The sequence below is a fragment of the Methylobacterium sp. Leaf118 genome, from assembly GCF_920984675.1.
Classification (GTDB): Bacteria; Pseudomonadota; Alphaproteobacteria; order Rhizobiales; family Beijerinckiaceae; genus Methylobacterium.
The window spans coordinates 137,542-151,964 of record NZ_CAKLBV010000004.1 but is presented as its reverse complement, the minus strand read 5'-3'; the positions used below and the strand labels follow the sequence as shown (position 1 = coordinate 151,964).

The following is a 14,423-nucleotide window of genomic DNA, read 5'->3' as shown; positions in this document are numbered from 1 at the left end:
GCTGGCCGGGGGGCGGGCCGTCGAGCAGGGCCCGACCCGAACCGTCCTCTTCTCACCCCGAACGCCCGAAGCGCGGGCCTACCTCACCGGAGAACTGCCTTGGACATCCTTCGCCGCGGCATCCTGACCCTCGGACTGCTCGCTGCCCTGACGGCGGCGGTCCCGGTCCAGGCCGAGCCGTCCTCGATCGTCGTCGCCTCGACCACCTCGACCGAGCAATCGGGCCTGTTCAAGCACATCCTGCCGTTGTTCAAGGACAAGACCGGCATTGCCGTGAAGGTCGTGGCCCTGGGCACGGGCCAGGCCCTCGACGCCGCGCGCCGGGGCGATGCCGACGTGGTGCTCGTCCACGATCGCCCGGCGGAGGAGAAATTCGTCGCCGAGGGCTTCGCCAAGGCCCGCCAGGACGTGATGTACAACGACTTTGTCGTGATCGGCCCCGCCGCCGACCCGGCCGGCATCAAGGGCGCGACCCTGTCGGACGCCTTCCGCAAGCTCGCGGCCGCCAAGGCGCCCTTCGTGTCGCGGGGCGACCGCTCCGGTACCCACAGCGCCGAATTGCGCGCCTGGAAGGAGGCGGGGGTCGATCTCGCAGCGGCGCGGGGCGCGTGGTACCGCGATGTCGGCCAGGGCATGGGCCCGGCGCTCAACACGGCCTCGGCGTTGGGCGCCTACCTCCTCGCCGACCGCGGCACCTGGCTCTCGTTCAAGAACCGCGGCGACCTGACGATCCTGGTCCAGGGCGACACGCGCCTGTTCAATCCCTACGGCGTGATGCTGGTGAACCCGGAGAAGCACCCGACCGTGAAGGTGAAGGAGGGGCAGGCCTTCATCGACTGGCTGGTCTCGCCCGAGGGGCAGGCGGCGATCGCGAGCTACACGATCGACGGCGAGGCGCTGTTCTTCCCGAGCGCGGGCAAGACCGCGGACAAGAGCGTGGGCAAGGGCGGACAGTAAGGCCCCGGAACCCGGCCGGCCGGGTTATCCGAGCATCGACGGGGCCGCGTCCATCCGGATCGCGGCCCGGGCCTGCGCCGAGTCCACGTCCATCTGCGCGATCAGGGCCTCGGCGCTCGCGAATTTCTCCTCGCCGCGCAGGTAGGCCAGGAGTTCGACCGCGACCTCCTGGCCGTAGAGGTCACCGGAGAAATCGAACAGGTGGACCTCGAGGAGCGGCGCGCCGTCGTCGAAGGTTGGCCGGCGCCCGTAGCTCGCCACGCCCGCGAGCAGGCGACCATCCGCCAAGCGGACCCGCACGGCGTAGATGCCGTGCGCGAGTCCGCAGGATTCGAGGGCGAGATTGGCCGTCGGATAGCCGAGCGTCCGCCCGCGCTTGTCGCCGTGGCGCACGGTGGCCAGCACGAACCAGCGATAGCCCAGCAGCGCGTTGGCCCAGGCCACGTCGCCCGCCGCGAGCGCGGCCCGGATCGCGCTCGACGAGATCGGCGCGTCGCCCGGCCCGGCCGCGACCGCGGGCACGATCCGGCAGGCGATGCCCGCCCCGGCGCAGAGCTCGGCCAGGATCGCGGGGGTGCCGGACCGCCCGCTGCCGAAATGGAAGTCGTGTCCGATCACCACGCCGGACAATCCGAGATCGTCGCGCAGGAGCCCTTCCACGAAGCCCCGTGGGCTCGTGGCGGCGAGCCCCCGGTCGAACCGGCGCACGAACAATCCGTCGAGGCCGAGACGGGCGAACACGATCTCCTTGGCCCGCGGGCCGGTGAGGCGGAACATCGGCTGATCGGGGGCGAAGAAGGCGCGCGGATGCGGCTCGAACGTCAGCACCGCCGACGGGCGCGATCCGGCCTCGCGCCGCACCGTCTCGATCAGGGCGCGGTGACCCCGATGCACGCCGTCGAAATTGCCGAGCGCGGCCACCGCCCCGTGCAGAGCGGGCGGGACGGGATCGTCCTCACGGCAGACCGCGAAGGCACGGCCCACGGGGTTCGCACCGGTCTCCGTCCCGAGGGACGGGGCGTTCGGATCGCCTGACGGCATCGGCTCCTGCGAAGGCGTGGCTGCGGTCCGGCCGGGAGCGGCGGGACGGGGCCCGTTCCGATCGGCCCGGGCCGGTCTCCGGGCGCTCCCGAATTGGCGAAATCCGCCTGTCGGGTCAAGCGAGGCGGCGGGCCGAGGCGCCGCGATCGCCCGCCGCGCGACGGGCCTCGCGTTCCGAATGCGAGGCCCCTCTCGAAAGCGCCTCGCGCGCCGCCTTCGCGCCCGGTCCCGCGGGGCGCCGCAGGTCCCCTCCCCCGGGATTCGAGACTGTGCCGCCGCCGTCCGCGCGCCGGGGTCGGCGGTTAACCGCTTCGCAATTCGCGCGTGTCTAATGTCTCGAAGACGGGAGACCCCCTCGCCTCGCCTCTGGGACGCGACGCCGTTCGCGCGGGCGGGCCGCCGGAACCGACACAGGGACAACGGAGCACGATTCAATGGCCCTCGACCTCAGCATGCCGATCCTGGTGGTCGACGACTACCAGACCATGGTGCGCATCATCCGCAACCTTCTGAAGCAGCTCGGCTTCGAGGATGTGGACGAGGCGTCCGACGGCACCGCCGCCCTCGCCCGCCTGAAGGGCCGCAAGTACGGCCTCGTCATCTCCGACTGGAACATGGAGCCGATGACGGGCTACGAGCTTCTGCGCCATGTCCGCGCCGACGAGGGCCTGCGCACGACGCCGTTCATCATGGTCACGGCCGAGTCGAAGACCGAGAACGTCATCGCCGCCAAGAAGGCCGGCGTGAACAACTACATCGTCAAGCCGTTCAACGCCGCGACGCTCAAGACCAAGATCGAAGCGGTCTGCGGCGCCTGACCACGCCGCTGGTGCCCACCTGCGGCCGTCGCGTCCCGCGCCGGTCGCGGGACGGTGCCGAGGACGCGTCCTCCGGGAGCACGCTCGAGAGTTTACCCATGGGACCGATGGCAGCATTCGCGCGCGACGCCCGGTCGCAGCCCTCCACCCCGTCGGCGATGGTGCGAGAACTCCTCGACATCGCCGACTACATCGCCAACTTGCGGGATGCCATTGCGCTCCTGCGGGCCAACGAACTGACGCGCGACCGCCTGCCGATGGTCCATGAGGAGCTCGGCGAGGTGGTGGCCGCCACGGCGGGCGCCACCAACTCGATCATGGGCAATGCCGAGGCCATCCTCGCCTTGCCCGAGTCGCCCGGATACCGCGCCGCGGTCGAGGCGAAGATCTACGACATCTTCGAGGCCTGCGCCTTCCAGGACATCACCGGCCAGCGCATCGCCAAGGTCGCTGAGGCGATGAGCCAGCTCGAAGGTCGCCTCTCCCGCTTCAGCTCCGCGGTGAAGGCCCGGGACGCCGCCGGCGTCGATGAGGCCGAGAGCACCCGCCGCAGCCGCAACGAGGCGCTCCTGCTCAACGGCCCGCAGGTGGGTGGCCCCGCCACGGCGCAGGATGCCATCGACGCTTTGTTCGACTGACCGAGGCGAACCGCCCCGTCCGGTGCGGGCCCGGCTCGCGGACGTTCGCCGCCCCTCGAGGAACGCGCCGGCTGCGGCGGCGGAAAACCCCTCCGCGTGGAACGAGGCGCCCGGGCGGGTTACGGCCAAGCTGCCTTGATCGCGTCACCGCTTGTGCGAAAAACTGTCTAGGTCGTCCCGGACAACGGGCGTGGATTCGAACCAACGGATCCTGAGGGGCTGACCATGGCGAGCATCGACAAGCGGCCGGACCGTGCGACCGGCGACGTCCTCGACCGCGCCCGCGCGCAGGGGCGCCTCGAACATTCCATCGCGACCACCCTGCTCGTGATCGCCGCCGCCCGTGCCGAGCGGCAGGCTCCGCCGGTCCACGCTGCGCGCCAGCGGCTGGCCGAGATCTACGGCGCGACCCGCCTGCGCCGCCGCCTGGAGCGCGAGGCCCCGCCGGCCTGACGCGGGCTCCCTGTGATTCGCTCCTCCGGCCGGTTCCCTGGCCCGGTCGCGGCGCGGCGTCCACCGCGTCGGGCGTCGACGCGAGCGCCGACGCGCTTTCCAGCCTGATCCATCCGGACGATCGAAACGCCCCGAGGCCGGCCATGGCCTCGGAGGCTCAGCCCGCTCGGCGCAGGAAGTCGCGGAAGGGGCGGCGCTGGGGGGGCGGGGTCGGCGGCGGGTCTGGAGGCGGAGGCGGCGCCGCGGCCTGATTTTCCGTGAGGATCTCCGTGCGCACCGCCCGCGGCGCGGCGAAGACCGTGCCCTGCGCCAGCGGGACGTCGAGGTCGATCAGGTCCGGCACCTCGGTCTCGCTCTCGACGCCGGTCGCCACGAGGCGGATGCCGGCGCGGGCGAGCGACACCACCAGATCCTCGAAGGCGATTTCGGGCCTGGCCTCCGGCGGCAGCGGGCGCAGCAGCAGGCCCGCATGAACCTTGACGTGGCCGATCCCGCGTTCGGCGAGCGCGACGGCGTCGAAGCGCAGGTCGATCGGCCGGTCCATCACGAAGCCGATCCGGCCCCTGAGACCGGCGAGAAGGGCCGCCTGCTCGGCGTCGAGATTGCGCCAACTCGCCTGCGGCAGGGCGAGCAGGACCCGGCCGGCGAGATCCGGCCCGTCCGTGACCATCCGCCCGAGGGAGCGCAGGAAGCCCGGCTCGAACAGCGAATGCGGCGTCAGGCCATAGGCGACGGATGCCGGGCTGCCGCGGCCCTGGAGATGCCGGGCGATGGTGGCGACCCGCTGGAGCATCCGCCGGTCGAGCGCCGTGGTGCGGCCGTGCCGCTCCAGCACCGACAGGAAGGCGTCGGGCGTCAGGATGTCGGCCCCGACCCGCAGCCGCGCCAGGGCCTCGTAGGAGACGACCTTGCGCTGGGGCAGTGTCACCACCGGCTGTAGAAACACCTCGAGGCCGTCGCCGTCGAAGGCCTCGACCAGGGCCGCCTCCGCCGCCGGATCGCGGGGGGGCAATTCCGGTCGCGGCCCGGACGGCAGGCCGGTGCGCGGGATGAGGCGGGCCGGGGGCGGCGACAGCTCCGGCGCGGGCCCGCGGGTCGCCCGCAGGGCCGGCTCCGGGGACGGGATGATCGAGGCCTGCGGGACGACCAGGGGGGGGGCCGGACGGGCCTCTTCCTTCAGCCGGGCGATGTCGCCGTCCTGGTTGGCCACCACCGCGGCGAGCTCGCGCACGATGCCGCTGAGCAGTCCGATCTCCGCCGTGACCTCCTCGATGCCGGCGGCGAGCCTCGCCTCCAGCGCCCCGGCGGCCTCGCCCGGCGCGGCGGCCTGGGCAGGCGACGAGGCAGGGGACGAGGCGGGGGACGGCACCGCCTGGTTGCGGCTCTGGACGAGGGCGGAGGCGACCGCTTCCAGCTTCACCAGACGCTGCGACAGGACGCCGATCTCCCGCGAGACGACCTCCTGCGCGGCGTCGAGGGCCACGAGGCGGCGGCGCAGGAACAGTCCGGCGACGATCGCAAGGCCGGACACCCCGGAGGCGGCCCAGAGGGGGGCGACATAGGCGAGAGGGACGAGGATCAGGGCGCCGATCACGCCGAGAATCCAGGGAGTGCGGCGCGGGCTGATCGTCGAGGCTTTCGGTGTCTTCACCGTGGATCGGCGCGCTTCTTCTCGGGCGGCGACGCGCCGCGATGTCTTCGGAACGGATCGGGTCACGCCCCGAGGCCGGGCGGCGGCGGGCGTCGGCTTCGCCCCGGGCCCGTCGTGCCGCCAATGTCGCCGAGCCCGTACCACGCCGCAAGCCGGCCGGCCGGCTTCTCCCGGGCGAATGCGGCCTCCTTCCCCGGTCTTGCGCGTTCGACTTGTCATCGGCGGCGCCGGTGACGACATGGTGCGGGTCCGGGTGCGCCGTGGAACGGCCGCGCCCTGCCCTGCCGGGAGGTCTTCATGGATGCCAGCCGCCCGAACCCGATCGACCTCATGATGCGCGTCGACGGCATGACCTGCGAGGGCTGCGCGGAGGCTGTGCGCCGCACGATCCGGCGGCTCGACCCGGAGGCGCAGGTTTCGGTGGACGTGGCCCGGGGGCGCGTCACCGCGACGACATGCGCCCAGAGCCTCGACGTGGCCCAGGCACTGACGAAGGCGGGCTACGCCGCCTCGGCGATGACGGGCTGAGGGCGCCGTGGTTGGGCAGGAGGCCTTTCGGAACGACCTCGACGCGTGGTGGATGCCGTTCACCGCCAACCGAGCGTTCCAGCGCGCGCCGCGCCTGCTCGCAGGGGCCGAGGGGCTGCATTACCGCGACAAGACCGGCCGGGAGATTCTCGACGGCATCGCCGGCCTGTGGTGCTGCAATGCCGGGCACGCCCGCGCCCCGATCGTCGCGGCGATCCGCGCGCAGGCGGGCCAGCTCGATTACGCGCCGCCGTTCCAGTTCGGCCATCCGGGGGCCTTCACCCTCGCGGCGCGGCTCGCCGCCCTCGCCCCGGCCGGCCTCGATCACGTCTTCCTCTGCAACTCGGGCTCCGAGGCGGTCGATACGGCCCTGAAGATCGCCCTCGCCTATCGTCACGCCCGTGGCGAGAGCGGGCGGACCCGCTTCATCGGCCGGGCGCGGGGCTATCACGGGGTCGGCTTCGGCGGCATCGCCGTGGGCGGTTTGCCGAACAACCGCCGCGTCTTCGGTGCCGGGCTGGCCGGCATCGACCATCTGCCCCACACCTATGACCGGGAGCGCCAGGCCTTCACCCGCGGCGAGCCCGAATGGGGCGCCGACCGCGCCGACGCGCTCGAGGGGATCGTGGCGCTCCACGATGCCGAGACCATCGCCGCCGTCATCGTCGAGCCGATGGCGGGCTCGACCGGCGTGCTGCCGCCACCGCAGGGCTATCTCCGGCGGCTTCGCGACATCTGCACCCGCCACGGTATCCTCCTCATCTTCGACGAGGTCATCACCGGCTTCGGACGTCTCGGCCACGCCTTCGCCGCCGAGCGCTACGGCGTCACGCCGGACATGATCTGCTTCGCCAAGGGCGTCACCTCGGGCGCCGTGCCGATGGGCGGGGTGATCGTCGCCGATCCGATCCACGCCGCGTTGATGCGGGGCCCGGAGCGGGCGATCGAGCTGTTCCACGGCTATACCTATTCGGGTCACCCGCTCGCCTGCGCGGCGGCGCTCGCCGCCCTCGACCTGTACCGGGACGAGGGCTTGTTCGAGCGGGCGCGGGCCCTGGAGCCCGCCTTCGCCGACGCCGTGATGACGCTGCGCGGTGCGCCGAACGTCCTCGACATCCGCACCGTCGGTCTCGCCGCCGGCATCGACCTCGCGCCCCGGGCGGACGCGCCGGGGGCCCGGGGCTTCGCCGTGATGGAGCACGCCTTCCACGATCACGATCTGGTGGTGCGGGTTTCCGGCGACACGCTGGCCTTGTCGCCGCCGCTCATCGTCGGCGAGACGGAGATCGGCGAGATCATCGAGCGTCTCGGCGCCGCGATCCGGGCCGCAGCCTGATCGTTATCCCTCACGGAAACGGCATCCCCTGAAGAAACTTCTCGGGGTTTCTCAAAAAAATCCGAGACGCATTTTCTCCCGCCTTCGCCCAAACTGCCGCGATCGGGTTATCGTGGCCGGAAGGTCCGTCCTTTCGGGCCGTGCGTCGGTGCGTTCGCGCCCGCGCCACAAGAAACGACGGTGAGAGAAATGCCCTCAGACATCGAGATCGCCCGCGCGGCGACCCTGAAGCCCATCGCCGAGGTCGCCACCAAGATCGGCATCCCCGACGAGGCCCTGCACAATTACGGCAAGCACATCGCCAAGATCGACCACGACTTCATCAAGTCGCTCGACGGCCGGCCCGAGGGCAAACTCGTGCTGGTCACCGCGATCTCGCCGACGCCCGCGGGCGAGGGCAAGACCACGACCACGGTGGGCCTGTCCGACGGCCTCAACCGCATCGGAAAGGCCACCGTCGCCTGCCTGCGCGAGCCCTCGCTCGGCCCCTGCTTCGGCATGAAGGGCGGCGCGGCCGGCGGCGGCAAGGCGCAGGTCGTGCCGATGGAGCAGATCAATCTGCACTTCACCGGCGATTTCCACGCCATCACCTCGGCGCACTCCCTCGCGGCGGCGCTCATCGACAACCACATCTACTGGGCGAACGAGCTCAACATCGACGTGCGCCGCATCCACTGGCGCCGGGTCGTCGACATGAACGACCGGGCCCTGCGCGCGATCAACCAGTCGCTTGGCGGCGTCGCCAACGGCTTCCCGCGCGAGGACGGCTTCGACATCACCGTCGCCTCCGAGGTCATGGCGGTGTTCTGCCTCGCCCGTGACCTCGCCGATCTCGAGGAGCGCCTCGGCCGCATCGTCATCGCCGAGACCCGCGACCGCAAGCCGGTGACGCTGGCCCAGGTGAAGGCCACTGGCGCCATGACGGTGCTGCTCAAGGACGCCCTTCAGCCCAACCTCGTCCAGACCCTGGAAGGCAACCCGGCGCTGATCCATGGCGGCCCCTTCGCCAACATCGCCCATGGCTGCAACTCGGTGATCGCCACCCAGACCGGCCTGCGGCTCGCCGACTACGTCGTGACGGAAGCGGGCTTCGGCGCCGATCTCGGCGCGGAGAAGTTCCTCGACATCAAGTGCCGCCAGACCGGCCTGAAGCCCTCCGCGGTCGTCATCGTCGCGACCATCCGGGCGCTCAAGATGCATGGCGGCGTCAACAAGAAGGATCTCGCCAGCGAGAACCTCGAGGCTCTCGAGAAGGGCTTCGCCAACCTGGAGCGCCACGTGACGAACGTGCGGAGCTTCGGCCTGCCGGTGGTCGTGGGCGTGAACCACTTCTTCCAGGACACCGACGCGGAGCACACCCGGCTGAAGGAGCTGTGCCGCGACCGGCTCCAGGTCGAGGCCATCACCTGCAAGCATTGGGCGGAGGGCGGCGCGGGCGCCGAACAGCTCGCCCAGGCCGTGGTCAAACTGGCCGAGGGCGAGCAGAAGCCGCTCACCTTCGCCTACGAGACCGACACCAAGCTCACCGACAAGATCAAGGCCATCGCGACCAAGCTCTACGGTGCGTCCGACATCCAGATCGAATCGAAGGCCGCCGCCAAACTGTCCGGCTTCGAGAAGGATGGCTACGGCCACCTGCCGATCTGCATGGCCAAGACGCAGTACTCGTTCTCGACCGACCCGACCCTGATGGGCGCGCCCTCGGGCCATCTCGTCTCGGTGCGCGACGTGCGCCTCTCGGCGGGCGCGGGCTTCGTCGTGGTGATCTGCGGAGAGATCATGACGATGCCGGGTCTGCCCAAGGTCCCGGCGGCCGATACGATTCGCCTCGACGCCAACGGGCAGATCGACGGCCTGTTCTAGGACGTCGATTCCGAAGGGTGGTCGCCGGCTGTCGCGACGGCAGCCGGCACGAAGAGCGAGGGCGTCGTCCTGGGGCTGTGACCCAGGACGACGCCCTCAAAACGTTTTTACGGGTGCCTGTTCGACGGGTCCGCAAAGCCACCCTGGCGGGGCCGGGTTCGCCATCGGGCTGAGCGGCCGGGTTCGGCCGTTCCTGGGTGCGGCTTTTCTGAAATCGACGCGGGCGATGCGCCGGCGATCGGCCGAGCGCCACGAGCCGCCCGTCACGCCGATGCGCGCGGGGGCGGGATCCCGGTCGACAACCCCGTTCTCTCGCCCGTTCTCTCGTGGTGCGATCCGCGGCGCTTTCAAGACTCCTGCTCCCTGAGCCCGATCCGGAACCGCCCGGCCGAGCCTGAAGGGTGCCGTTCTCAGAGCATGCTGGGAAGGATGCGGTCCGGCGGGCGGTGGCCGTCCATGAAGGTCTTGATGTTGATGATGACCTTCTCGCCCATGTCGGTGCGGCTCTCGTGGGTCGCCGAACCCATATGCGGCAGCAGGACGACTTTGCCGGTGCGGGCGAGCCGCACGAGCCGCGGGCTCACGGCGGGCTCCTGCTCGAACACGTCGAGGCCGGCCGCCGAGATCTCTCCCGCCTCGATCAGCCGCGCCAGGGCATTCTCGTCGATCACCTCGCCGCGGGCGGTGTTCACCACGATGGCCTCGGGCTTGAGCAGTTTGAGGCGGCGGGCCGAGAGCAGGTGATAGGTCGCGGGCGTGTGCGGGCAATTCACCGAGACGATGTCGACGCGCGCCAGCATCTGGTCGAGGGATTCCCAGTAGGTGGCGTCGAGCGATTCCTCGATGCTCGTCGGGACCCGGCGGCGATTGTGGTAGTGGATCGACAGGCCGAAGGCCCGCGCCCGCCGGGCGAGCGCCTGGCCGATGCGGCCCATGCCGACGATGCCGAGCCGCTTGCCGGTGATGCGCCGTCCGAGCATCCAGGTCGGCGACCAGCCCGTGGTCCAGTCGTCGTCGGGAATGATCCGGGCGCCCTCGGCGATGCGGCGCGCCACGGTCAGGATCAGCGCCATGGTCATGTCGGCGGTGTCCTCGGTGAGGACGCCCGGGGTGTTGGTGACCGTGATGCCGCGCTCCAAGGCGGCGGCGACGTCGATGTGATCGACGCCGTTGCCGAAATTGGCGATCAGCCGCAGGTTGGGGCCCGCCTGCGCGAGAAGGCCCGGACCGATCTCGTCGGTCACGGTCGGGACCAGCACGTCGGCCTCGCGGATCGCCGTCGCGAGCGCCTCGGGCGAGAGGGGCGCATCGTCGTGGTTGAGACGGGTGTCGAACAATTCGCGCATGCGCGTCTCGACCGCGTCCGGCAGACGCCGCGAGACGACCACGAGCGGCTTGCGCTTCAACGACGACATGTATCCTCCCCGCGACGCCGTCCGTCCCCGGTCGGGAGCCTGGCTTACGCTCCCTTAACCACGCTGCGGCCAGATGGGGCCGGAAAGCGGACCGGCCGGCCTCCGGTCGCACCGCAGGACGTCCGGCCTCTCTACCAGAGAGGTCGGGGAACACAATGCGGACCGGTCTGCGGTGTGCGGATCGGCCCTCCGAAGGAACCACGGATTGAAAGACGACGGACCATGCGCCCGCCCGCCCTTCCCTTGGTGAACCCCGCCCGCCTCGCTCTCCTCGCGGCCGTGCTCGCCCTGCTCACCCCGCTGACCTCGCGGGCGGCGCCCGCCCCCGTTCCGGAGCTGAACCGGGGGCCGGTGACCAAGCTGCCCCTGCCCCGTTACGCCAGCCTCAAGACCGATCGCGTCAACCTGCGCGAGGGCCCGTCCAAGGACCATCGCACCCTGTGGGTGTTCCAGAGGGCCGGCCTGCCGATCGAGATCGTCGCCGAGTTCGAGACGTGGCGCCGCATCCGCGATTCGGAGGGCACGGAGGGCTGGGTTCTGCACTCGCTGCTGTCGGGCCGGCGCACCGCCCTCGTCATCCCGCCTTCGGGCGAGAAGGCGGACGCGGCCAAGTCGATCGTGCCGCTGAAGGCGCGGGCCGACGATGCGTCGGGCGAGGAGGCGCGGCTGCAACCCGGCGTGATCGGCAGCGTGAAGAGCTGCACCGGACAATGGTGCCGCCTCGTCGTGGCCCTGCCGGAGAAGCGGGGGGATGTCGACGGCTACATCCGCCAGGACCGCCTCTGGGGGGTCTACCCCGACGAGACCCTCGACTGACACGAAAAAGGGCCCGGAAACGGGCCCTTTTGCCGTCCGATCCCGTGCGCCGAATCAGGCGCGGCCGGACGTGGCGCGGCGGCGCAGGCGCACGATGACCTCGACGCCGGCGATCTCCATGCCATCGGGGGCCTCGGGCAGCGAGTCGACCGAGATGCCGCATTCCGGCATGTCGATGACGGCGCCTTCCTCCTCGAGGAAGAAGTGGTGGTGCTCGCTCGGGTTGGTATCGAAATAGGCCTTCGATCCGTCCAGCGCGAGCTGGCGCAGGAGGCCGGCCTCGGTGAACTGATGCAGGGTGTTGTAGACGGTCGCGAGCGAGACCGGCACCTTGGCCCGCATCGCCTCGTCGTAGAGCATTTCCGCGGTCAGGTGACGGTCGCCGCGCCCGAACAGCAGCCAGCCGAGAGACAGGCGCTGACGCGTCGGGCGCAGCCCGGCCCGGCGCAGACGATCGCGCAGGTCGGACAGCGGGCAGCCGCGCCGCGGGCCGGCCGGATCGGCCGACGAGGGGGCCCGCGCGTTCAACACGGCCTGGAGAGGCGTCAGATCGGACATTGCTGGGACTGATTCCCACAAACGGAACAGAACACGAGAGGAAAAGTATACGGAGGATACCTCGCTGCGGCAACCCGAGCAGGGCCGTCCGTCTGTGGTCGCAAGGGGGGGCTGCGTGCGGGAGGGTCCTCCGGCCTGCCTCCGGGCGGGAGCGGCGGCTTTGAGCGGGCGCGAAGGCTGTGCTAACGAGGCGCCGTTCCCGTCATTTCCCGTCCGGCGACCGTTCGGACACCGTCCGTCAACGAGGACTCGCACCCTCTCCATGGCCTCTCAAGAGCAGCAACCCGACGATGCGGCACCGCAGCGGGCTTCGAGCTACGCCTATGACGAGCTCCTGGCCTGCGGACGGGGCGAGCTGTTCGGGGCGGGCAATGCCCAGCTTCCCCTCCCGCCGATGCTGATGTTCGACCGCATCACCTCGATCGGCACCGAGGGCGGCGCCCACGGCAAGGGCCACGTGCGCGCCGAGTTCGACATCCGCCCGGACCTCTGGTTCTTCCCCTGCCACTTCAAGGGCGATCCCGTCATGCCCGGCTGCCTGGGCCTCGATGCCCTGTGGCAGCTCGTGGGCTTCCATCTGGGCTGGCTCGGTGCCCTGGGGCGCGGCCGGGCGCTCGGCGTCGGCGAGGTGAAGTTCTCGGATCAGGTCCTGCCGAGCGTCAAACAGGTCGTCTACGGGATCGACATCAAGCGCGTCCGCACGGGCAAGCTCGTTCTCGGCATCGCCGACGGCTGGTTGGAGGCGGACGGACGGCGCATCTATGAGGCGAACGACCTGCGCGTGGCCCTGTTCCGGTCCTGACCTCGGCGAAGCGCGGCCGCGCGCGGCAGCCCGACGCGGCGCGCGGGGGGGCTGACGACGCCCCGGCCCTGCCCGGCAGGCGGTGCTCATGGGGGTGCTTCTGCATCATTCCGCAGCACACGGCGGCTCCGAGCGATGCAGGCAGTTGAGATTGGGCGCGCATCATCCTAACTGACGCCCTGAGGAAACGCCGCGTTGACCGCGGCGCAAGAAGCCCGAGCCACCATGCGGCGTGTCGTCATCACCGGGATGGGCATCGTCTCGTCCATCGGCAACAATACCCAGGAGGTTCTCGCCTCCTTGCGCGAGGCCCGTTCGGGCATCGCCTATGCCGAGGCGCAGGCCGCCCACGGCTTCCGCAGCCAGGTCGCGGGGGCACCATCCCTCGTGGCCGAGGAGGCGGTGGACCGACGGGCCATGCGCTTCCACGGCGGTGGCACCGCCTGGAACCATGTCGCCATGGAGCAGGCGATCCGCGATGCGGGCCTGGAGCCCGGCGAGATCTCGCACGATCGCACCGGCATCATCATGGGGTCGGGCGGACCGTCCACCCGCACCATCGTCGAATCGGCGGCGATCGCCAGGGACAAGGGCCCGAAGCGGGTCGGTCCCTTCGCGGTGCCGAAGGCGATGTCCTCGACGGCCTCGGCGACGCTCGCGACGTGGTTCAAGATCCGCGGCGTGAACTACTCGATCTCCTCGGCCTGCGCGACCTCCAACCACTGCATCGGCAACGCGGCCGAGATCATCCGCGGCGGCCGGCAGGACATCATCTTCGCGGGCGGCTGCGAGGAACTGGACTGGACCCTCTCCGTCCTGTTCGATGCCATGGGCGCCATGTCATCGCGCTACAACGACACGCCGGCCCGCGCCTCGCGTGCCTATGACGCGAACCGCGACGGGTTCGTGATCGCGGGCGGCGCGGGCGTGCTGGTGCTGGAAGAGTACGATCACGCCAAGGCGCGGGGCGCGCGCATCTACGGCGAGGTGGCGGGCTACGGCGCGACCTCCGACGGGCACGACATGGTGGCGCCCTCCGGTGAGGGCGCGGTGCGCTGCATGCGTCAGGCCATGGAAGACCTGAAGGGCGTCACGATCGACTACATCAACCCGCACGCGACCTCGACGCCCGTCGGCGACGACAAGGAGATCGAAGCGATCCGCGAGGTGTTCGGAGCGGGTGACGCTTGTCCGCCGATCTCGGCGACCAAATCGCTCACCGGCCACTCCCTTGGCGCGACCGGCGTGCAGGAGGCGATCTACGCGCTCCTGATGATGAACAACGGCTTCATCTGCGAGAGCGCGCATATCGACGAACTCGACCCCGCCTTCGCCGACATGCCGATCCTGCGCGAGCGGCGCGACGGGGCCAAGCTCGGCCACGTCATGTCCAACTCCTTCGGGTTCGGCGGCACCAACGCGACCCTGGTGCTCAAACACCCCGACGCGTGAACGGACAAGCTCTGGCCGGGGCGCTTTTGCAGTGCCGCGGCCAAGCTTCTTCAAACCTTCGCAGTTGCGAAGAGTACGGCGTAGCTTACGGCCAA

At 70.7% G+C, this 14,423-nt stretch carries 14 protein-coding genes and 1 pseudogene; 11 read left to right on the top strand and 4 right to left on the bottom strand.

The annotated features are described in order from the left end of the window. Together LW587_RS03495 and LW587_RS03490 are read left to right on the top strand one after the other, a co-directional pair. A pseudogene (locus LW587_RS03495) lies at positions 1-127 on the top strand (ABC transporter ATP-binding protein); the annotation flags it as partial. After that, positions 100-957: an extracellular solute-binding protein gene (locus tag LW587_RS03490; protein ID WP_232628205.1), complete on the top strand. Its 858-nt coding sequence runs from the start codon at positions 100-102 to the stop codon at positions 955-957. The pseudogene LW587_RS03495 and the gene LW587_RS03490, both read left to right, overlap by 28 nt. A 24-nt stretch (positions 958-981) precedes the next feature. Here LW587_RS03490 and LW587_RS03485 read toward each other — a convergent pair whose 3' ends face one another. Further along, positions 982-1,998 carry a bifunctional riboflavin kinase/FAD synthetase gene (locus LW587_RS03485; protein WP_232628204.1) on the bottom strand — a complete coding sequence of 339 codons (1,017 nt, stop codon included), beginning with the start codon at positions 1,996-1,998 and terminating at the stop codon, positions 982-984. Between the two features lie 434 nt (positions 1,999-2,432). On the opposite strand from LW587_RS03485, the gene LW587_RS03480 reads away from it, so the two are divergent. The 3 genes from LW587_RS03480 to LW587_RS03470 all read left to right on the top strand — a co-directional run bounded on the left by LW587_RS03480 (position 2,433) and on the right by LW587_RS03470 (position 3,907). Then, entirely contained in the window at positions 2,433-2,816 is a 384-nt protein-coding gene (locus LW587_RS03480) for a response regulator (RefSeq protein WP_056243882.1), read from the top strand. 107 nt (positions 2,817-2,923) lie between these two features. Next, on the top strand, positions 2,924-3,454 hold the full coding sequence (locus LW587_RS03475; RefSeq protein ID WP_232628203.1) for a protein phosphatase CheZ: 531 nt from the start codon (positions 2,924-2,926) through the stop codon (positions 3,452-3,454). 225 nt (positions 3,455-3,679) lie between these two features. Next, positions 3,680-3,907: a hypothetical protein gene (locus LW587_RS03470; RefSeq protein WP_232628202.1), complete on the top strand. Its 228-nt coding sequence runs from the start codon at positions 3,680-3,682 to the stop codon at positions 3,905-3,907. Positions 3,908-4,064: 157 nt separating this feature from the next. Here LW587_RS03470 and LW587_RS03465 read toward each other — a convergent pair whose 3' ends face one another. Next, complete coding sequence (locus LW587_RS03465) at positions 4,065-5,558, bottom strand: EAL domain-containing protein (RefSeq protein WP_232628201.1); 1,494 nt, start codon at positions 5,556-5,558, stop codon at positions 4,065-4,067. Between the two features lie 297 nt (positions 5,559-5,855). Between LW587_RS03465 and LW587_RS03460 the strand changes: the two genes are divergently transcribed. From LW587_RS03460 to LW587_RS03450, 3 genes are all read left to right on the top strand, one after another. Then, complete coding sequence (locus LW587_RS03460) at positions 5,856-6,086, top strand: heavy-metal-associated domain-containing protein (protein WP_232628200.1); 231 nt, start codon at positions 5,856-5,858, stop codon at positions 6,084-6,086. Positions 6,087-6,138: 52 nt separating this feature from the next. Further along, the gene (locus LW587_RS03455; protein WP_232628214.1) at positions 6,139-7,422 is read left to right on the top strand and encodes an aspartate aminotransferase family protein; all 1,284 of its coding nucleotides are present in this window, start codon (positions 6,139-6,141) and stop codon (positions 7,420-7,422) included. A 189-nt stretch (positions 7,423-7,611) separates the two neighbouring features. Continuing rightward, a complete protein-coding gene (locus tag LW587_RS03450) occupies positions 7,612-9,285 on the top strand; it encodes a formate--tetrahydrofolate ligase (protein WP_232628199.1) in 1,674 nt (557 codons plus the stop codon). Positions 9,286-9,695: 410 nt separating this feature from the next. On the opposite strand, the gene LW587_RS03445 is transcribed toward LW587_RS03450, so the two are convergent. Next, positions 9,696-10,700 carry a 2-hydroxyacid dehydrogenase gene (locus LW587_RS03445; protein WP_232628198.1) on the bottom strand — a complete coding sequence of 335 codons (1,005 nt, stop codon included), beginning with the start codon at positions 10,698-10,700 and terminating at the stop codon, positions 9,696-9,698. Positions 10,701-10,922: 222 nt separating this feature from the next. Between LW587_RS03445 and LW587_RS03440 the strand changes: the two genes are divergently transcribed. Then, complete coding sequence (locus tag LW587_RS03440) at positions 10,923-11,516, top strand: SH3 domain-containing protein (protein WP_232628197.1); 594 nt, start codon at positions 10,923-10,925, stop codon at positions 11,514-11,516. 54 nt (positions 11,517-11,570) lie between these two features. Here the strand turns inward: LW587_RS03440 and irr are convergent, their stop codons facing one another. After that, positions 11,571-12,074, bottom strand: a complete 504-nt coding sequence (gene irr / locus LW587_RS03435; protein WP_232628196.1) for a Fur family transcriptional regulator Irr — start codon at positions 12,072-12,074, stop codon at positions 11,571-11,573. A 262-nt stretch (positions 12,075-12,336) separates the two neighbouring features. Here irr and fabA point away from each other — a divergent pair, with 262 nt between their 5' ends. Then, positions 12,337-12,876, top strand: coding sequence for a 3-hydroxyacyl-[acyl-carrier-protein] dehydratase FabA (gene fabA / locus LW587_RS03430; protein ID WP_232628195.1), 540 nt, complete (start codon positions 12,337-12,339; stop codon positions 12,874-12,876). Positions 12,877-13,101: 225 nt separating this feature from the next. Next, entirely contained in the window at positions 13,102-14,328 is a 1,227-nt protein-coding gene (gene fabB, locus LW587_RS03425; protein ID WP_232628194.1) for a beta-ketoacyl-ACP synthase I, read from the top strand. The last annotated feature ends 95 nt before the right edge of the window (positions 14,329-14,423 follow it).

Excerpts from the sequence above, each read along its gene's own strand:
- LW587_RS03450 (WP_232628199.1), top strand. The coding sequence starts at position 7,612 with ATGCCCTCAGACATCGAGATCGCCCGCGCGGCGACCCTGAAGCCCATC.
- fabB (WP_232628194.1), top strand. The coding sequence starts at position 13,102 with ATGCGGCGTGTCGTCATCACCGGGATGGGCATCGTCTCGTCCATCGGC.
- LW587_RS03455 (WP_232628214.1), top strand. The coding sequence starts at position 6,139 with ATGCCGTTCACCGCCAACCGAGCGTTCCAGCGCGCGCCGCGCCTGCTC.
- LW587_RS03445 (WP_232628198.1), bottom strand. The coding sequence starts at position 10,700 with ATGTCGTCGTTGAAGCGCAAGCCGCTCGTGGTCGTCTCGCGGCGTCTG.
- LW587_RS03470 (WP_232628202.1), top strand. The coding sequence starts at position 3,680 with ATGGCGAGCATCGACAAGCGGCCGGACCGTGCGACCGGCGACGTCCTC.
- LW587_RS03440 (WP_232628197.1), top strand. The coding sequence starts at position 10,923 with ATGCGCCCGCCCGCCCTTCCCTTGGTGAACCCCGCCCGCCTCGCTCTC.
- LW587_RS03480 (WP_056243882.1), top strand. The coding sequence starts at position 2,433 with ATGGCCCTCGACCTCAGCATGCCGATCCTGGTGGTCGACGACTACCAG.
- LW587_RS03475 (WP_232628203.1), top strand. The coding sequence starts at position 2,924 with ATGGCAGCATTCGCGCGCGACGCCCGGTCGCAGCCCTCCACCCCGTCG.
- fabA (WP_232628195.1), top strand. The coding sequence starts at position 12,337 with ATGGCCTCTCAAGAGCAGCAACCCGACGATGCGGCACCGCAGCGGGCT.
- LW587_RS03460 (WP_232628200.1), top strand. The coding sequence starts at position 5,856 with ATGGATGCCAGCCGCCCGAACCCGATCGACCTCATGATGCGCGTCGAC.
- irr (WP_232628196.1), bottom strand. The coding sequence starts at position 12,074 with ATGTCCGATCTGACGCCTCTCCAGGCCGTGTTGAACGCGCGGGCCCCC.
- LW587_RS03485 (WP_232628204.1), bottom strand. The coding sequence starts at position 1,998 with ATGCCGTCAGGCGATCCGAACGCCCCGTCCCTCGGGACGGAGACCGGT.